This window comes from Caldimonas manganoxidans ATCC BAA-369 (assembly GCF_000381125.1).
Lineage (GTDB): Bacteria > Pseudomonadota > Gammaproteobacteria > Burkholderiales > Burkholderiaceae_C > Caldimonas > Caldimonas manganoxidans.
Map to the genome: position 1 here is coordinate 1 of NZ_KB905976.1, position 16,021 is coordinate 16,021.

Genomic DNA, 16,021 nt, shown 5'->3' on the forward strand with positions numbered 1-16,021 from the left:
AGGCGGTCGAGCCGGCCATCGGGCATGCCAAGCACGATCACGGCATGAAGCGCTGCTGGCTCAAGGGCGCTGAGGGCGACGCGCTGCATGCGGTGTTGTGCGCAGCCGGCTTCAACATCCGTTGGCTGCTGCGTGCCATCGCCCGGCGGGGCATTGCTCCAGCCTTTTTGCGCTCGCTCTGGCTGCTGTCAGCGCTCGCCGCGTTCGCGAGTCGACTCGCTACTCTTGCACCTCCGGCGCTTCTCGTCGGCACCGCGAGATGAATTTTGCAGGGCCGACGACTTCAGTAGATGGGCGGTCTCCAACCGGCTGTTGAAGGTGTCCAGCGACATCCCCACCGCATCGGGGGCATCCCGGCGCGCGACGACCGCGTGTGGTCGGCATCGTCGATGACCTGATCGATCACGGTTTTGAGCTTGTTGCGCGCCTCAGAGAAATTCACCACGCGCATGACGATGCGCCCCCTTTTGAGTGGGGCTTCAAGTACGAGTCTGCGGCGTCGCATGCGCATCTGCAAGGCAGGTGTCCATGCCCCTCGAACGACTCAGGCTGGCTGTGCGCGCAGGCCGTGCCGATGGCAGGATCGAGCCGCCATGCACCAATTTCTCCGCCAGTGGTTGCCCACCGAAGACCGTCTGCGCACGCACCCAGGGCTGCGCCGGATGGGCCCGTTGCTGCGTCGGACGTGCTGGGGACGCTGGCCGTATGGGGGCGTCGCCGCCGCCGACGCGCAGGACATGCGTTAACCTAGGCCCCCATGTGTGCTGCCCCTCTTTGCACTGGGTGGGGCGGAGGGCCCCTGCGCATGGGGCTGCCCGCCCTGGCCGTGATGTTGGCGGTGCTGGCCGGGTGTTCATCCACGCCGCGTGGCGGCGCCGTCACGCAGGACGGGCCCGGCCAGCGCTCGGCCGCCGAGCTCAATCGCATCCCCGATGCCGTCCCGCGCATCGAACCCTTGGCCAGCGGCCCCAACCGCCCCTACGTGATGTTCGGCCGGTACTACGTGCCGCAAACGGCCGACCTGCCGTACCGGCAGCGTGGCCTGGCCTCGTGGTATGGCCGGGCGTTTCATGGCCGCCCCACCTCCAGCGGGGAGCCCTACGACATGTACGCCATGACGGCCGCCCACCCCACCCTGCCCATTCCGAGCTATGTGCGCGTGCGCCATCTGGGCAACGGCCGGGAAGTGATCGTGCGCATCAACGACCGCGGCCCCTTCCGAGGCGAGCGCATCATCGACCTGAGTTATGCGGCAGCGCACCGCCTGGGCTTCGTCCAAGAGGGGCAAGCCGACGTCGAGATCGAACGCATCACCCATGCCGACATCCGCGCCGGGCGCTGGTCAGACCGCCCGGCAGACGCCCCCCGGCCCGAGCCGGCGCCGCCGGATCGGCCCGCGCCCACGGCCGAGGCCACCGCCCACTGGGTGCAATTGGGCGCGTTCCGTCAACGCGAGGGGGCCGAGCATTTCATGAGCCAGGTCAGGGCCCAGGTGGCCTGGCTGGCCACGCGCCTGACCATCGTCACCGACGCCTCCTTGCACCGGCTGCAAGCCGGCCCCTACGCCAGCCGCGACGAAGCGCTGGCTGCGGCCGAGCGCATTCGCGAGGCCTTGCAACTGGTGCCGGTGATCGTGCAGCGCTGACTCAGCCGCCCTCCGATCCGCGCAGCGCCAAGGCGCGGGCGTACAGCGCCTTGCGCGGCGCGCCGGTGTGCTCGGCCACCAAGGCCACGGCCTGCTTCAGAGGCAATGCCTCGATCAACGCGCGCAACAAGGGCTCGGCGCGTGCCAGCGCCTGGTCGTCCTGCGCTGCGGCCTCAGGCGGCTGGGCATGCAGCACGAGCACGAATTCGCCGCGGCGGCGGTGCGGGTCCTCGGCCAGCCACTGCGGCAGGGAGTGTGTCGGCAAGGTGACGATGGTTTCGAATTGCTTCGTCAGCTCGCGAGCCATGGTCAGCGGGCGCGACCCACAAGCCTGGGCCAAAGCACGCGCCAGCGTCTCGATGCGGTGCGGCGACTCGAAGATCACCTGGCTCATGGGGCTTGCTGCGATCGCCCGCACGGCATGCTCCAACTCACGCGGGCGTGCGGGCAGAAAACCCACGAAATGAAAGCCCGCGGCGTGCACATCGCCGGCGGCGCTGAAGGCGGCCGTGGCGCTGCTGGGGCCCGGGATCGGCACCACGCCACAACCGGCCTGCCGCACGGCCGCCACCAGACGGGCCCCCGGGTCCGAGAGGGCCGGCGTGCCGGCATCACTGACATAGGCTACCCGTTGGCCCGAATGCAGCCGCGCGATCACCGCCTGCGCCGCCTCGCGCTCGTTGTGCTCGTGCACGGCCAGCAGCGGCTTGTCGATGCCATAGTGACGCAGCAGCGCGGCCGTGTGGCGTGTGTCCTCGCAGGCCAGCGCCTCCACGGTGTGCAGCACATGCAGCGCGCGCAGGCCAAGGTCGGCCAGGTTGCCGATGGGGGTGGCCACCACATACAGTGCGCCCGCAGGATACTGCTGGGCCCCGGCAGCACGCTGGGCCGCCGCGCGCCACAGCGCGGCATCGGACCCATAGGAGGAAGAAGAAGTGTTCACGGCCAAGCACAAAGGAGACGCTGCCGAGCAGCGGGCCTTGGCGCATCTGCAACGCGCCGGCCTGGTACTCGTCGAGCGCAATTATCGGGTGGCGCGCGGCCCGCATGCCCATGCCGGCGAAGTGGACCTCATCATGCGAGAGCGCGACGGCACGCTGGTGTTCGTGGAAGTGCGCAGCCGCACCCACCCCACGCATGGCGGCGCGGCGGCCAGCATCGGCGCGGCCAAGCGGCGCGCCATCGTGCGGGCCGCCCAGCACTATTTGCTGCGCCTGGGCTCGGCACCGGCCTGCCGTTTCGACGTGGTGGCCTTCGAGGGGCCGCAACTGCAATGGATCAAAGCCGCGTTCGAAGCCTGGTGAGCGCCAGCGGCGCGCCGCCCGGCATGCCCTGGGCCGCGCGGCCACGGAACCTTCGCCCGGCAGCCGGCATCCATTGGGCTGCCGTATGATGCCGCCCATGCTTGAAACCCGCATCCAGCATCAGTTCTTCGAAAGTGCCGATCTGAAGTACCAGTGCGCCGACCTGCTCGCCCGGCCGATTGCCGAAGCCGCGCAAGCCGTGGTGGGTTGTCTGACCGCCGGGGCCAAGGTGCTGGCCTGTGGCAATGACGGCGCGGCCGGCTTGGCCCGACATGCGGCCTCGTTGTTCGTGGACCGTTTCGAGCGTGAGCGTCCCGGCTTGGCCGCGCTGGCGCTCAGCCCCGAGGCGGCGCATCTCGGCGGCCTCGGCGAGGACCCGACACTGATCTATGCCAAACAAGTGCAAGCCTTGGGACAGCCCGGCGACATCTTGCTGGCCTTGTCGGTCAGCGGCAGCGCACCCACCGTGCTGGCCGCCGTGCAGGCGGCCCATGACAAAGAGATGACCGTCATTGCCTTCACCGGCAAAACCGGCGGCAAGCTCAAGGACATGCTGGCCGAAACCGACGTGCACATCGCCGTGCCGCACGAACGCCCGGCGCGGGTTCACGAGGTCCACTTGCTCGCCCTGTATTGTCTGTGCGATGCCGTGGACACCCAATTGCTTGGAGAAGAGGATCATTCATGACATCGCAAGCCTTTCTTTTCCGTCGGCTGCGCCCGCTGGCGGCCGTGCTGGCCGCCGCCGGCTTGGTCAGTGCCTTGTCCGCCTGCGCCCCCTTGCTGGTGGGGGGGGCCGTCGTGGGCACCGTGATGGTGGCCACCGACCGCCGCAGCTCCGGCGCCCAACTCGACGACCAGGCCATCGAGTTGAAGGCCATGAACCGCCTGCGTGAAGCCTTCAACGAACAACGCGCGCATGTCAACGTGACCAGCTACAACCGCATGGTGCTGCTCACCGGCGAAGTGGCCTCGGAAGAAGACAAGCAGCGGGCCGAGCGCATCGTCGCCGCCGTGGACAACGTGCGCTCCATCGTCAACGACTTGGCCGTCATGGGGGTGAGTTCGCTGACCTCGCGCTCCAATGACGTGATCCTGGGCGGCAAGGTCAAAGCCACCTTCGTCGATGCACGCGACCTGCAGGCCCAGGCGGTCAAGGTGGTGGCCGAGCGCGGCACCGTCTATCTGATGGGTCGGGTCACCGAACGCGAAGCCAAACGAGCCGCCGAGCTGGCGCGCAGCGTCAGTGGCGTGAACAAGGTGGTGACGGTGTTCGAGCTCATCACCGAGGAGGAACTGGCGCGGCTGCAGCCCAACCGGCCACAGCCGGCGGGCGCCTCGCCGGGCCAGTGAATCACTTGAGCCGGCGAATCAGGCTCGAGGTGTCCCAGCGGCCGCCGCCTTGGGCCTGGATGTCGGCGTAGAACTGATCCACCAGGGCGGTCACCGGCAGCCGCGCGCCATGGCGCCGCGCTTCTTGCAAGCACAGCCCCAGGTCTTTGCGCATCCAATCCACCGCGAAGCCGAAGTCGAAGCGGTCTTCGATCATGGTCGGGCCGCGGTTGTCCATCTGCCAGCTCTGGGCGGCGCCTTTGCCGATGACCTCGAGCACGGCCTTCATGTCCAAACCGACCTTTTGACCAAAGGCAATCGCTTCGGACAGCCCTTGCAGCAAGCCGGCAATGGCGATTTGGTTGACCATCTTGGCCAACTGGCCCGCCCCTTGCTCGCCCAGCAAGGTCACGGCCTTGGCGTAGGCCATGGCCACCGGCTGCGCCCGCTCGAAGGCCGCGGCCTCGCCGCCGCACATCACGGTCAGCGTGCCGTTGAGGGCCCCGAGGTTGCCGCCCGAGACGGGAGCGTCGATGAACCACAGCCCGCGACGGCGGGCCTGCGCCCCCAGCTCGCGGGCCACCTCGGCCGAGGCCGTGGTGTGGTCCATGAAAATCGCCCCGGGCTTCATGCCGGCCAAGGCTCCGTCCTCGCCCAAGACCACCGAGCGCAAATCATCGTCATTGCCCACGCACGCAAAAACGATGTCGGCGTCTTGCGCGGCCTGGCGGGGCGTGGCCGCGCAAGCCCCGCCATATTCGGCGACCCACCGTTCGGCCTTGGCCGCCGTGCGGTTGTACACGGTGACTCGATGGCCGGCTCGGGCCAAGTGCCCGGCCATCGGGTAGCCCATCACCCCCAGGCCAAGGAAGGCCACGGTGTGGGGTGCCACAGGGGCGTAGGTCTTGGGACTGTTCATGGGGTCACACGATCGTCAAATGCTCGGTGCCTGCGGCCAGATCGGCACTGCGAGCCCGGTTGCTGTTGAGCTTGATCTGCAGACGCAGGTCATTGACCGAGTCCGCATTGCGCAAAGCATCCTCGTAGGTCACGAAATTGCCTTCGTACAGGTCGAACAGCGATTGGTCGAAGGTCTGCATGCCCAGCTCGCGGCTCTTCTTCATGATCTCCTTGATCTCGGCCACTTCGCCCTTGAAGATCAGCTCGGAAATCAACGGGGTGTTGAGCAGGATCTCCACCGCCGCGATGCGGCCCTTGCCCTCCTGGCGCGGCAGCAGACGCTGCGAGACCATGGCCTTGAGGTTGAGCGACAAATCCATCAGCAACTGGGCGCGGCGCTCCTCGGGGAAGAAGTTGATGATGCGATCCAGCGCCTGGTTGGCGCTGTTGGCATGCAGCGTCGCCATGCACAGATGCCCCGTCTCGGCAAAGGCCACGGCGTGCTCCATGGTCTCGCGGTCGCGGATTTCGCCCATCAGAATCACGTCGGGGGCCTGGCGCAGCGCGTTCTTCAGCGCTGCATCCCAGCCGTCGGTGTCGATGCCGACCTCGCGCTGCGTGACGATGCAGTTTTTATGCGGATGCACGAACTCCACCGGGTCTTCGATGGTGATGATGTGGCCCTGCGAATGTTCGTTGCGATAGTCCACCATGGCCGCCAGCGTGGTGCTCTTGCCCGAGCCGGTGGCCCCCACCATGATCACCAAGCCCCGCTTGGTCATCGCGATGTCCTTCAGGATGGTGGGCAAGCCCAAGCCGTCGATGGTGGGCAGCGCCTGCGGAATGACCCGCAGCACCAGGCCGACATGCCCTTGCTGCACGAAGGCATTGACGCGGAAGCGCCCAATGCCCTGCGGTGCGATGGCGAAATTGCATTCCTTGGTGCGCTCGAATTCGGCGGCCTGCTTGTCGTTCATGATGGCGCGCGCCAGCGCCATCGTGTGCTGGCCGGTCAAGGGCTGGGGCGAGACCTTGGTGATCTTGCCGTCCACCTTGATCGCCGGTGGGAATTCGGCCGTCAGGAACAGGTCCGACCCATTGCGCGCGACCATCAAGCGCAGCAGGTCGTTGACGAACTTGGAAGCCTGATCTCTTTCCATGATGGGATCCTCAGCCGCGCGACAGCAGGGCACTCAAGCGTGCACTGACTTGGCGCAGGCGCAATGACAGACGGCGCGCCAGCGAGGCCAACAAGGCCAGCCCCAAGCGCGGCTCTTGCATGATCATGCGATCGAGCCCCTGGGCATCGACCACGGCGAGCACGCAAGGGGTGAGGGTGGTGCAGGCCGAGAAGCGCGACCCGGCATCCAGCAACGACATCTCCCCCAACATGTCGCCAGGGCGTGCCTCGGCCAGACGCGCCCGAGCCCCCCAAGGCTGGATGCGGTCAACCGCGATCGAGCCCCCAAGCACGATGACCATGTAGTCGCCCAATTCGTCCTGACCGATGATCTCCTGGTTGGCATCGACCTCGACGAACTCGAGATACTGGCTCATGCGGGCCAGATCCTGCGGGCTCAAACTCGCCGCGTAGCGATCCACGCCCCAGAGCTGGGCGAACTTTTGCGCGCCACGCTCGCGGTCGTACGGCCTGGCGCCGATGCGTTGCGCTCGCTCACGCCAAGTCGCCTGGGGCAGGTTCTCCTCGGCGCGCTCTTGGAACATCGTCGAGAAGAAACGCGAGTCCGCGTCGGGTTCGGCGCTGCCCGTGTCGGCAGCCGGACCACTGCCTCCTTTGGCTTTGAGTTTGTCGATCAGCTTTTTCATGGCAATGACGGCCGTCGCCGCGGCGGTGCGAGTGTCCGGTTCAGCCCGGGAAGTTCTCGGGGAACTTGGCCTTGCTGCGCGCCTCGGCCGCAGAAATCACGTTGCGACGCACGAGGTCGGCCAAGCATTGGTCCAAGGTCATCATGCCCATGCTGTTGCCCGTCTGAATGGCCGAGTACATCTGGGCGATCTTGTTTTCGCGGATCAGGTTGCGGATGGCCGAGGTGCCCAGCATGATCTCGTGCGCTGCCACGCGGCCCGAACCGTCTTTGAGCTTGCACAGGGTTTGCGAGATCACGGCCACCAGCGACTCCGACAGCATCGCGCGCACCATTTCCTTCTCGGCAGCCGGAAACACATCGACGATGCGATCGATGGTCTTGGCCGCGCTGGAGGTGTGTAGGGTGCCGAACACCAGGTGGCCCGTCTCGGCCGCGGTCAGCGCCAGGCGGATGGTTTCCAAGTCGCGCATCTCGCCCACCAAGATGGCATCCGGGTCCTCGCGCAGCGCCGAGCGCAGCGCATTGTTGAAGCTCAGCGTGTGCGGGCCGACCTCGCGCTGGTTGATCAGGCACTTTTTGGACTCGTGCACGAACTCGATCGGGTCTTCGACGGTGAGGATGTGCCCGTATGCGTTCTCGTTGAGGTGGTTGATCATCGCCGCCAACGTGGTCGACTTGCCCGAGCCGGTGGGCCCGGTCACGAGGATCAGGCCGCGCGGCTTGAGTGCCAGCTCGGCGAACACCTTGGGCGCATTGAGCTGCTCGAGCGTGAGGATCTTCGACGGAATGGTTCGAAAGACCGCGCCGGCGCCGCGATTGTGGTTGAAGGCATTGACACGAAAGCGCGCCAGCCCCTGGATCTCGAACGAGAAATCGCATTCCAGCGTCTCCTCGTAAGCCTTGCGCTGGGCATCGTTCATGATGTCGTAGACCATGTCGTGCACTTGCTTGTGCTCCAACGGGTCGACATTGATGCGGCGCACGTCGCCATGCACGCGAATCATCGGGGGCAAGCCCGCAGACAGGTGTAGATCCGACGCCTTGTTCTTGACCGAGAACGCCAGCAGTTGCGTGATGTCCATGTCTGCCCTTCAGGCTCCCGAGGTGATGCGCACGGCGCGCAGTGGTACGAGGACGCGGCAATGTGCCGTAAGCTCGCGCCATTATGGCGACGATCACTCAGAACATACAACAAGTGAGGGACCGCATCGCGGCGGCCTGTGCAAGCGCGCAACGCGACGTGCAAAGCGTCACGCTGCTGGCGGTCAGCAAAACCTTCGGCGCGGCTGCCGTGCGTGAAGCCCTGGCCGCCGGCCAACACCGCTTCGGCGAGAACTACGTGCAAGAGGCGCTGCAGAAGATGGCCGCGCTGGCCGATGTGCGCTCGCAGATCGAATGGCATCTGATCGGCCCGCTGCAAAGCAACAAGACCAAAGCGGTGGCCGAGCATTTCGACTGGGTGCACTCCGTGGACCGCCTGAAGATCGCGCAGCGCCTGTCCGAGCAACGACCGGCGCACCTGCCGCCCTTGCAGGTGTGCTTGCAGGTCAACATCAGCGGCGAGGCCAGCAAAAGCGGCCTGCCCCCTGCCGAGGTGGGGGCGCTGGCGCGGCAAGTGGCCGCCCTGCCACGCTTGCGCTTGCGCGGCCTGATGGCCATCCCCGAGCCGTCGGACGACCCGCAGGCCCAGCGCCGGCCGCATCGCGCCTTGCGCGAGCTGCTGGCCGGCCTGCGCGCCCAGGGGCTGGCGCTGGACACCCTGTCCATGGGCATGAGCGCCGACTTGGAGGCCGCCATCGCCGAGGGCGCCACCATCGTGCGCGTGGGCACGGCCATCTTCGGCCCGCGGTGATCAGATCGGCAGCCGGGCCGTGTTCTTCACCTCCTCCATCACCGCATAGGTGTGGGTTTCGCGCACGCCCGGCAGCGACCACACCACCGTGCCGATCAGCTCGCGATAGGCCTGCATGTCGGCCACCCGGGTCTTGATGAGGTAGTCGAAGCCCCCGGCCACGAGATGACACTCGAGGATCTCGGGCCGGGTCTGCACGGCCGCCTTGAAGGCATTCATCACGTCTGGCGTGGTGCGATCCAGCACCACCTCGACGAACACCATCATGCCTGCGCCCAGCAACTGCGGGTTGAGCCGCGCCTCATAGCCGAGGATGTAGCCATCGCGCGTCAAGCGCTTGACCCGCTCCAGCACCGCCGTGGGCGACAAATGCACCGCCTCGGCCAACTTGAGGTTGGCGATGCGCCCGTCCTCCTGCAAGATGCGCAAAATCTTGCGGTCGATCTTGTCCAGGCTGCGTGGGGCGTCGGACTCGGTTTTCATCTTGGATGATTCACTAAATTGATGTCGAATCGGCAACTTTCATCCTAGGTAATTCGCCCCATACTCGCAATCCATACAAACGACAGGCCGTTCACAGGAGGATGCCGATGTCCCAAACCGTGCCCACCCAATGGATCGATCTGCCGCGCGACGGCCGGTCGCAGGCCGCCTACCTGGCCTTGCCGCCGGCCGGCCGGGGGCCGGGACTGGTGTTGTTCCAGGAAATCTTCGGGGTCAATGCGCACATCCGCGCGGTGGCCGAGCACTACGCGCTGGCAGGGTATGTGGTGTTGGCGCCCGACGTGTTCTGGCGCCAGGCCCCGCGCATCGAGCTGGGCTATGACGGCGACGACCTGCAGCGCGCACGCGCCTTGCTGGCCCGCGCAGACCCGGCCCAACTCACGCAAGACGCCGTGGCGGCCGTGCAGGCCCTGCGAGGGCGAGCCGAAGTCGTCGGTGGCGTGGGCGTCTTGGGCTACTGCCTGGGCGGCCGGCTGGCCTATCTGGCTGCAGCCCACACCGAGGTCGATGCGGCCGTGGCCTACTATGGCGGCGGCATCCAGGACCGGCTCGATCTGGCCGAGCGCGTGCGCTGTCCGATGCTGCTGCACTATGGCCAACGTGACGCTCACATCCCCCTGGAGGCGGTGCAGCGCGTGCGCCAAGCGCTGCCGCAGGCGCAGGTCCATGTCTATGCCGAGGCCGACCACGGCTTCAACTGCTGGGCGCGCGCCACCTATCATCCGCCCTCGGCCGCACTGGCACTGGCGCGCAGCCTGACCCTGCTGGCCACCACCTTGTTCTGAGGCAAGCACCTTCCGCACCATGAGCACCACTTCCACCCTGGCCTTCGTCGGCGGGGGCAACATGGCCCAGGCCATCCTCGGCGGCCTGATCCGCGCCGGGCACCCTCGCGAGCAACTGCTCGTCATCGAGCCCTGGGCCGAGCAACGCCAACGCCTGCAGCGCGAGCTGGGCCTGACGGCCCTGCCCGCAGCCGATGCCTCACTGCGCCGGGCCGACACCGTCGTGTGGGCGGTCAAGCCGCAGCTGTTCAAGGAAGCGGCCGCCCCGTGCGCCGCCCACGTCGGCCACGCCTTGCACCTCAGTGTGATGGCCGGCATCCGCACCGAGGCCCTGGTGCGCGCCACGGGCAGCGCCCGCATCGTGCGGGCCATGCCCAACACCCCGGCCCTCATCGGCCAGGGCATCTCCGGCCTGTATGCCCGGCCCGAGGTCGGCGCCGATGAACGCGCGCGCGTCGAGCAGCTGCTGGCGCCCACCGGCGCCACGCTGTGGGTGTCGCAAGAGGCCGACCTGGACGCGGTCACCGCGTTGTCGGGCTCCGGGCCGGCGTATGTCTTTTACATGGTCGAGGCCATGATGGCCGCCGCCCAGGCGATGGGCCTGAGCGCCGAGCAGGGCAAACAGCTGGCGCTGGCCACCTTTGCCGGCGCAGCCGAGCTGGCCCGCCGCTCGGACGATCCGCCCTCGGTGCTGCGCGAGCGCGTCACTTCCAAGGGCGGCACCACCCAGGCGGCGCTGCAGTCGCTGCAGGCCGACGGGGTGGCCGCGGCGTTCGTGCGGGCGCTGAAGGCCGCCCAGCAGCGCGCACGCGAGCTGGGCGACGAGTTCGGCGGTTGATCAGCCCCGCTTCTTCAGCAGCGCGTACAGCGCGATCGCGCCGAAGGTGGCGGTGCCGATGCCGCCCAGGGCGAAGTCGCCGATCTTCAGCGTGAAGTCGCCCGTGCCCAGCACCAGGGTGATGGCGGCCACGATCAGGTTGGTGTTGTCGGAGAAGTCGACCTTGTTGTCGACCCAGATCTTGGCGCCGGCCACCGCGATCAGGCCGAAGACCACGATGGACACGCCGCCCATCACGGCCAGCGGCACGGCCTGGATCAGCGCACCGAACTTGGGGCTGAAGCCCAGCACGATGGCGATCAACCCGGCCACGACGAAGATGGCCGTCGAGTAGATCTTCGTGGCCGCCATCACGCCGATGTTCTCGGCATAGGTGGTCACCCCCGTGCCCCCCGAGGCGCCGCTCACCATCGTGGCGATGCCATCCCCCACGAAGGCGCGGCCCATGTAGGGATTCATGTCGCGGCCGGTCATCGCGCTCACCGCCTTGATGTGACCGAGGTTCTCGGCCACCAGGATCACGGCCACCGGGGCGATCAGCAAGATGGCGTTGAGCTCGAACACCGGCGCGGCAAAGCCCGGCATGCCGAACCAGGGCGCGCTGGCAATGCCCGACAAGTCGATCGGCTTGCCCAGACCCAACCCGTTGGTGAGGATGGCGTAGACGATGGACGCGACGATCAGGCCCACCAGGATGAGCAGGCGCTGCACCATGCCCCGCGTGAAGACGGCCACCAGGCCCACGCAGACGAAGGTGAGGGCCTGCATCCACGCGTCGAACGGCGTGGGCGCCATGTTCTTCACCGGGATGTGGGCCAGGTTCAGGCCGATGACGGCCACCACCGAGCCGGTGACCACCGGGGGCATGAAGCGCTCGATCCAGCCCGTGCCCGCCCCCATCACGATGAAGCCGATGATCGCGTAGACCAAGCCACAGATGACGATGCCGCCCAGCGCCACCCCGAGGTTGGCATTGGGGCCGCTGCCGGCATAGCCGCTGGCGGCGATCACCACGCCGATGAAGGCAAAGCTCGAACCCAGGTAGCTCGGCACCTTGCCGCCGACCACGAAAAAGAAGATCAAGGTGCCGATGCCGCTCATCAGGATGGCGACGTTCGGGTCGAAGCCCATCAACAGCGGCGCCAGCACGGTGGCGCCGAACATCGCCACCACATGCTGGACGCCCATCGCCACCGTCTGGGGCCAGGGCAGGCGCTCGTCGGGGGCGACGACGTCCTGCGTGGTCTCGCGCCATGTCGGAAAAAGGCTCATGGAAGGAAGCTCCGTGTTGTGTGTTGTTGCACCGGGACGCCGCGCCTCGAGTGGGCACGGTCGTGCGCGAGTGTAGGAGCAGGCTGCACGCGAAGACCAGGGGGGCGTTGCGGCGCACCACAAAAAAAGAGCCCGCCATGCAATGCACGGCGGGCGGCGGACTCCGTTAAGGAAAGGCGGCCGGGGCTCTCGCTCTCTCAGACCCCGGCCGCCCCCTCTTCCCCCGACGTCCCTGGAAAACAGCGGTTCAGCGGCGACCCAGCCGCAGCGTGAGCTGGGCCGGCTCGGTGCGCGACTGCAGCACCTGGTACTGGCGCAGCCCGGCATGGCCGGCCTGGGCCGGCGGCGCCGACGGCCTTGCAGGCACAGCCTGCGGCGTCTGCGTGCTGGCCAGGTGCCGAGCCAGCACGGTGGAGGCAATGGCGGCAGTGCTGGCGCGGATCATGATTTCGTCAGCCACTGGCTGGGCGCGAAGTCGGTACACAAAAAGGCCGGCGCGCTGGGCACGGGCTTGCCCAGCCGGGCCAGCGCCAGGCTGGGCCAGCTCTGCGACGGCGAGGTCTCGCTCTGCAGCGGCGTCAGGCGCAGCATGGACGACAGCCCGCCGGGCCGGCGCGGCGCCAGGCTGGCAGGCGATTGTTGACGGCCGCGGCGCGCGATGTCACCCGCCTGGGAGCGGCTTGCCGCGCGACGCTTGAAGCTGAGCAAGGCCATGTCTGGACTTCCGGTGAAACAGCAGTGTCTGTCCCATGGCAGCTTTCATGCCAACCCCCGGAACGTAACGAAATATGGCCACCTGCGCCGGATGCGGAGATATCACACGCCCGGCCGCCCTCCGCTGACAAGGATTGTCACCCCAGGCCGCACGAACGTGCAGTCTGTGTCATGGTGCAGTGCGCCATGCGTGCACCGTGCGCACCACCTCGGCCACCACGGCCGGGTCCTGCAAGGTGCGGCGGTGGCCCAGACCGGAAGTGAGCATCAACCTGGACCCTGGCAGCGCGGCGGCCAGCCGCTCGCCGTCGGCGACGGGAACCGTCAGGTCGTCGCGGTCACGCCCCCCACCGCGCGGCCGACGGCCAGTGATCGCGCTCTCCAGGCCCTCTTGCGCCGCCATCAGCAAGGCGGTGTCGAGGATGGCCGCGCGCGTAAGCTTCGCTGCGATTGGTCTTGGCGTCCATGTTTGCAGGCCAGCACGATCGTGCGAAACATCAAGGCGTCGCAAGCTCCCGCCAGCTCAGGCCCTGCGGCTGCGGCCCGCACGGGAAGTGCGGCGGATCGGGCTGAGCGCACACCGCCAGGAAGTCGCGGCCCAGCCGGTGCCGGAACTCGCGCAGCCGGTGCACCACGTAAAGGGCCCGGTCGTCTTCGCCACGTTCGTGCAAGGCCTTGGCATAGGCGATCATCAGCCGCGCGTCGATCAGATGCCGCAGCGGCCGCTCAAACTGCTCGAACACCTCCGACGGTCGCGGCGCCGTGGTCACGGCGGCATAGTCGGCATGCACGGCGAACCAGTGGCTGCCCTGACCGATGCGGATGCGCTCACTGAGCGAGGCCCGCCCCGCCTCGCCCGAGGGCGTGAAGATCTGCACCACCCGCTGGTAGTCCACCATGGCATGCAGTGAGCCGGCCACCATCAGGCCGCCCGCGACGGGGAAGAGCCAGCGCGTCCATGCCGGCGCAGGAGCGGATGCACTGGGCCGTGGCGGCGCCCCCAGCCCGAGGAGAAGACCCAGCGCAAAGGCTGCCGGCAGCAGGAAGTAGGCGTACCACAGCGGGTACTCCAGCAGGCTGTGCCAGCCCAGCACCGCCAGCATCATCAGCGCCGAGCGCGCGGCGAGGCCAGCCTCCCCCGGCAGCGACAAGGCACCGCGCGCCCGCCACAACACCCAGGCCAGCGCGCCCAGCAGGGCCAGCGCGGCCGGGATGCCGAGCTCCACCATCAACTGCAGCACCAGGTTGTGGCTGTGATCGAAGAAGGCCACCGGCCGGTCGGGGAAAGGCGTGAAGGTCCAGGCCGCATTGAAATTCCCCCAGCCCACCCCCGTCCACGGGTGCGCCGCGATCAGCGCCAGCGTGTTCGACCAGATCGCAAAGCGCGAGCTGCTGAGATCGCCGCCCCCCTCCAGCCGCGTCTCGCCGTAATAGGCCGTGCCGCCCATCTCGCCCCAGCCCCACAGCCCCAGCCACCACGCCACCGCCACCGCCGGGGCCGCCCAGAACAGACGTCGCGCCCCAGCGGGCAAGCCGCGGTCGATCGCCGCCCACAGCGCCAGCCCCCCCAGGCCCAGCAGCCCGGTGCGCGAGCTGCTCAGCGCCACCCCCAGCGTCAGGGCTGCCAGGGCCGCCCAGGCCCAACGGCCCCGCCTGCCCGTCGCCAGCACGGGCAGCACGCACAACCCCATCAGCATCAGCGAGGCCAGGTGGTTGGGCTGGCGCAGGTTGCCGAAGGCCCGTCCCGGGGTGGTGGGCCGGGCGACCCAGACCCCGTCGGCCCAGGCGGGGGCGAAGTACTGCACCAGCGCGACGCCCACGTTCAGCAGCGCCGCCAGCAGCAGGCCCCAGGCCAACGCGCTCAGCACCGTCCGGGCCGCCGGCCCCCGCCACACCGGCCCGCCCAGCCAGCGGCCGAAAGCGGTCAGCGCCAGCGCCGCGGCCAGGCCGGCCCCGGCGCGAGAACCCTGCACGGCCGCCCAGCCCCCCAGCACCAGGGCGGCCAGCGCCCAGCCCCAGGCCGCATGGGGCACTGCCCCGTCGTCACGGCCCATCCGCCACGCCCCCAAGCCCAGCACCGCCCCCCAGCCCGCCATGGCCAGGGTGACGTTGTAGAACGACGAGAACGGGGGCTGGGTCAGGCCGATGGCCCAGCCGGGCACCAGCAAGAGGGCAAGGAACGAGGTCACCGCGAGGTGTCAGACGGAAGGGGACATGGGCGGGACTGTAGCGCCCCCGGCCTGCCCGTCGCCCCGACCGCGAAGCCCGGTCTTCAAGCGTCGCGCGGGTGGCCGGCCTCGGTGTCCCCCACCACGGTGTTGCGGCCGGCAGTCTTGGCGGCATAGAGCCGCTCGTCGAGCTCACGCAGCGTCTGGCCGAGGGGCTGAAGCGGCGCCATCTCGGTCACGCCGATGCTCGTGGTCGCCGGGATCGCCACGCCGCCCTCCACGACCACCGGCTGGGCCGCCAAGGCTTGGCGCAGGCGCTCGGCCACGCAGCAGGCCTCGCCCAGCGTGGTGCGCGGCAGCAGCGCGATGAACTCCTCACCTCCCCAACGCGCCACCAGGTCGGAGGCGCGGAACACCTGACCACACAGCCGGGCGAAGTGGCGCAGCACCTCGTCGCCTGCGGGGTGGCCGTAGGTGTCGTTGATGTGCTTGAAATGGTCCAGATCCATCATCAGCAGGCTGGCCGGCAGGCCCTTGCGGTCGATCAGGGCCTGCTCCTGCTTCAGACGGTCGTGGAAGGCTCGGCGATTGGCCAGTCCGGTGAGGGCGTCGGTGGCGGCCAGCACCTTGAGCTGCTCCTGCGTGCGCCGCAAATCCTCCAGCATCTGCGATTGCCGCGCGTTGAGGCGGCGCAGCTCCAGTACCGTCATGAGTCGGCCCTGCAAAATTCATCTCGCGGTGCCGACGAGAAGCGCCGGAGGTGCAAGAGTAGCGAGTCGACTTGCGAACGCGGCGAGCGCTGACAGCAGCCAGAGCGAGCGCAAAAAGGCTGGAGCAATGCCCCGCCGGGCGATGGCACGCAGCAGCCAACGGATGTT

At 68.2% G+C, this 16,021-nt stretch carries 21 protein-coding genes; 9 read left to right on the top strand and 12 right to left on the bottom strand.

What is annotated here, in order from left to right; genetic code table 11:
• From F615_RS20580 to F615_RS0116115, 3 genes are all read left to right on the top strand, one after another.
• Window positions 1–263 (top strand): transposase (locus tag F615_RS20580; protein ID WP_019562196.1); only part of this gene is annotated, 263 nt, incomplete at its 5' end.
• A gap of 330 nt (window positions 264–593) precedes the next feature.
• Complete coding sequence (locus F615_RS20070; protein ID WP_019562197.1) at window positions 594–746, top strand: hypothetical protein; 153 nt, start codon at window positions 594–596, stop codon at window positions 744–746.
• A gap of 59 nt (window positions 747–805) precedes the next feature.
• On the top strand, window positions 806–1,645 hold the full coding sequence (locus F615_RS0116115; RefSeq protein ID WP_019562198.1) for a septal ring lytic transglycosylase RlpA family protein: 840 nt from the start codon (window positions 806–808) through the stop codon (window positions 1,643–1,645).
• 1 nt (window position 1,646) lies between these two features.
• On the opposite strand, the gene rsmI is transcribed toward F615_RS0116115, so the two are convergent.
• Window positions 1,647–2,588, bottom strand: a complete 942-nt coding sequence (rsmI, locus tag F615_RS0116120; RefSeq protein WP_019562199.1) for a 16S rRNA (cytidine(1402)-2'-O)-methyltransferase — start codon at window positions 2,586–2,588, stop codon at window positions 1,647–1,649.
• Between rsmI and F615_RS0116125 the strand changes: the two genes are divergently transcribed.
• The 3 genes from F615_RS0116125 to F615_RS0116135 all read left to right on the top strand — a co-directional run bounded on the left by F615_RS0116125 (window position 2,581) and on the right by F615_RS0116135 (window position 4,302).
• Window positions 2,581–2,949: a YraN family protein gene (locus F615_RS0116125; protein ID WP_019562200.1), complete on the top strand. Its 369-nt coding sequence runs from the start codon at window positions 2,581–2,583 to the stop codon at window positions 2,947–2,949. The genes rsmI and F615_RS0116125 overlap by 8 nt on opposite strands.
• 97 nt (window positions 2,950–3,046) lie before the next feature.
• Window positions 3,047–3,637: an SIS domain-containing protein gene (locus F615_RS0116130; protein WP_019562201.1), complete on the top strand. Its 591-nt coding sequence runs from the start codon at window positions 3,047–3,049 to the stop codon at window positions 3,635–3,637.
• Complete coding sequence (locus F615_RS0116135; RefSeq protein ID WP_019562202.1) at window positions 3,634–4,302, top strand: BON domain-containing protein; 669 nt, start codon at window positions 3,634–3,636, stop codon at window positions 4,300–4,302. The genes F615_RS0116130 and F615_RS0116135 overlap by 4 nt, the downstream gene beginning before the upstream one ends.
• A gap of 1 nt (window position 4,303) precedes the next feature.
• Here the strand turns inward: F615_RS0116135 and F615_RS0116140 are convergent, their stop codons facing one another.
• Genes F615_RS0116140 through F615_RS0116155 form a run of 4 tightly spaced genes read right to left on the bottom strand, consistent with a single transcriptional unit; the run spans window position 4,304 to window position 8,092 of the window.
• Window positions 4,304–5,200 (bottom strand): NAD(P)-dependent oxidoreductase, encoded by an 897-nt coding sequence (locus F615_RS0116140; protein ID WP_019562203.1) that lies wholly within the window; start codon window positions 5,198–5,200, stop codon window positions 4,304–4,306.
• A gap of 4 nt (window positions 5,201–5,204) precedes the next feature.
• Window positions 5,205–6,341 carry a PilT/PilU family type 4a pilus ATPase gene (locus F615_RS0116145; RefSeq protein ID WP_019562204.1) on the bottom strand — a complete coding sequence of 379 codons (1,137 nt, stop codon included), beginning with the start codon at window positions 6,339–6,341 and terminating at the stop codon, window positions 5,205–5,207.
• Window positions 6,342–6,351: 10 nt separating this feature from the next.
• Window positions 6,352–7,008, bottom strand: a complete 657-nt coding sequence (locus F615_RS0116150) for a cyclic nucleotide-binding domain-containing protein (RefSeq protein WP_019562205.1) — start codon at window positions 7,006–7,008, stop codon at window positions 6,352–6,354.
• Between the two features lie 40 nt (window positions 7,009–7,048).
• On the bottom strand, window positions 7,049–8,092 hold the full coding sequence (locus F615_RS0116155; protein ID WP_019562206.1) for a type IV pilus twitching motility protein PilT: 1,044 nt from the start codon (window positions 8,090–8,092) through the stop codon (window positions 7,049–7,051).
• A gap of 83 nt (window positions 8,093–8,175) precedes the next feature.
• Here F615_RS0116155 and F615_RS0116160 point away from each other — a divergent pair, with 83 nt between their 5' ends.
• On the top strand, window positions 8,176–8,862 hold the full coding sequence (locus F615_RS0116160; RefSeq protein ID WP_019562207.1) for a YggS family pyridoxal phosphate-dependent enzyme: 687 nt from the start codon (window positions 8,176–8,178) through the stop codon (window positions 8,860–8,862).
• Here F615_RS0116160 and F615_RS0116165 read toward each other — a convergent pair whose 3' ends face one another.
• Window positions 8,863–9,345 carry an Lrp/AsnC ligand binding domain-containing protein gene (locus F615_RS0116165; RefSeq protein WP_019562208.1) on the bottom strand — a complete coding sequence of 161 codons (483 nt, stop codon included), beginning with the start codon at window positions 9,343–9,345 and terminating at the stop codon, window positions 8,863–8,865.
• Window positions 9,346–9,452: 107 nt separating this feature from the next.
• Here F615_RS0116165 and F615_RS0116170 point away from each other — a divergent pair, with 107 nt between their 5' ends.
• Window positions 9,453–10,151 carry a dienelactone hydrolase family protein gene (locus F615_RS0116170; protein WP_019562209.1) on the top strand — a complete coding sequence of 233 codons (699 nt, stop codon included), beginning with the start codon at window positions 9,453–9,455 and terminating at the stop codon, window positions 10,149–10,151.
• Between the two features lie 19 nt (window positions 10,152–10,170).
• Window positions 10,171–10,989, top strand: coding sequence for a pyrroline-5-carboxylate reductase (gene proC / locus F615_RS0116175; protein ID WP_019562210.1), 819 nt, complete (start codon window positions 10,171–10,173; stop codon window positions 10,987–10,989).
• Here proC and F615_RS0116180 read toward each other — a convergent pair whose 3' ends face one another.
• The 6 genes from F615_RS0116180 to F615_RS18895 form a co-directional block, all read right to left on the bottom strand.
• Window positions 10,990–12,261 (bottom strand): solute carrier family 23 protein, encoded by a 1,272-nt coding sequence (locus F615_RS0116180; protein ID WP_019562211.1) that lies wholly within the window; start codon window positions 12,259–12,261, stop codon window positions 10,990–10,992.
• Between the two features lie 247 nt (window positions 12,262–12,508).
• Window positions 12,509–12,706 carry a hypothetical protein gene (locus tag F615_RS0116185; protein WP_019562212.1) on the bottom strand — a complete coding sequence of 66 codons (198 nt, stop codon included), beginning with the start codon at window positions 12,704–12,706 and terminating at the stop codon, window positions 12,509–12,511.
• A complete protein-coding gene (locus F615_RS0116190; protein WP_019562213.1) occupies window positions 12,703–12,975 on the bottom strand; it encodes a hypothetical protein in 273 nt (90 codons plus the stop codon). The genes F615_RS0116185 and F615_RS0116190 overlap by 4 nt, the downstream gene beginning before the upstream one ends.
• Window positions 12,976–13,144: 169 nt before the next feature.
• The gene (locus tag F615_RS0116195) at window positions 13,145–13,378 is read right to left on the bottom strand and encodes a hypothetical protein (RefSeq protein ID WP_156824676.1); all 234 of its coding nucleotides are present in this window, start codon (window positions 13,376–13,378) and stop codon (window positions 13,145–13,147) included.
• A gap of 94 nt (window positions 13,379–13,472) precedes the next feature.
• Window positions 13,473–15,164: an O-antigen ligase family protein gene (locus F615_RS19545; protein WP_019562215.1), complete on the bottom strand. Its 1,692-nt coding sequence runs from the start codon at window positions 15,162–15,164 to the stop codon at window positions 13,473–13,475.
• An 83-nt stretch (window positions 15,165–15,247) separates the two neighbouring features.
• Window positions 15,248–15,853: a GGDEF domain-containing protein gene (locus F615_RS18895; protein ID WP_019562216.1), complete on the bottom strand. Its 606-nt coding sequence runs from the start codon at window positions 15,851–15,853 to the stop codon at window positions 15,248–15,250.
• Window positions 15,854–16,021 lie beyond the last annotated feature (168 nt).

Excerpts from the sequence above, each read along its gene's own strand:
- F615_RS20070 (WP_019562197.1), top strand. The coding sequence starts at position 594 with ATGCACCAATTTCTCCGCCAGTGGTTGCCCACCGAAGACCGTCTGCGC.
- F615_RS0116165 (WP_019562208.1), bottom strand. The coding sequence starts at position 9,345 with ATGAAAACCGAGTCCGACGCCCCACGCAGCCTGGACAAGATCGACCGC.
- F615_RS0116180 (WP_019562211.1), bottom strand. The coding sequence starts at position 12,261 with ATGAGCCTTTTTCCGACATGGCGCGAGACCACGCAGGACGTCGTCGCC.
- F615_RS0116140 (WP_019562203.1), bottom strand. The coding sequence starts at position 5,200 with ATGAACAGTCCCAAGACCTACGCCCCTGTGGCACCCCACACCGTGGCC.
- F615_RS0116185 (WP_019562212.1), bottom strand. The coding sequence starts at position 12,706 with ATGATCCGCGCCAGCACTGCCGCCATTGCCTCCACCGTGCTGGCTCGG.
- F615_RS0116170 (WP_019562209.1), top strand. The coding sequence starts at position 9,453 with ATGTCCCAAACCGTGCCCACCCAATGGATCGATCTGCCGCGCGACGGC.
- F615_RS0116150 (WP_019562205.1), bottom strand. The coding sequence starts at position 7,008 with ATGAAAAAGCTGATCGACAAACTCAAAGCCAAAGGAGGCAGTGGTCCG.
- F615_RS0116145 (WP_019562204.1), bottom strand. The coding sequence starts at position 6,341 with ATGGAAAGAGATCAGGCTTCCAAGTTCGTCAACGACCTGCTGCGCTTG.
- F615_RS18895 (WP_019562216.1), bottom strand. The coding sequence starts at position 15,853 with ATGACGGTACTGGAGCTGCGCCGCCTCAACGCGCGGCAATCGCAGATG.
- F615_RS0116190 (WP_019562213.1), bottom strand. The coding sequence starts at position 12,975 with ATGGCCTTGCTCAGCTTCAAGCGTCGCGCGGCAAGCCGCTCCCAGGCG.
- F615_RS0116135 (WP_019562202.1), top strand. The coding sequence starts at position 3,634 with ATGACATCGCAAGCCTTTCTTTTCCGTCGGCTGCGCCCGCTGGCGGCC.
- F615_RS0116130 (WP_019562201.1), top strand. The coding sequence starts at position 3,047 with ATGCTTGAAACCCGCATCCAGCATCAGTTCTTCGAAAGTGCCGATCTG.
- F615_RS0116115 (WP_019562198.1), top strand. The coding sequence starts at position 806 with ATGGGGCTGCCCGCCCTGGCCGTGATGTTGGCGGTGCTGGCCGGGTGT.
- F615_RS0116160 (WP_019562207.1), top strand. The coding sequence starts at position 8,176 with ATGGCGACGATCACTCAGAACATACAACAAGTGAGGGACCGCATCGCG.
- F615_RS0116155 (WP_019562206.1), bottom strand. The coding sequence starts at position 8,092 with ATGGACATCACGCAACTGCTGGCGTTCTCGGTCAAGAACAAGGCGTCG.
- proC (WP_019562210.1), top strand. The coding sequence starts at position 10,171 with ATGAGCACCACTTCCACCCTGGCCTTCGTCGGCGGGGGCAACATGGCC.
- F615_RS0116195 (WP_156824676.1), bottom strand. The coding sequence starts at position 13,378 with ATGGCGGCGCAAGAGGGCCTGGAGAGCGCGATCACTGGCCGTCGGCCG.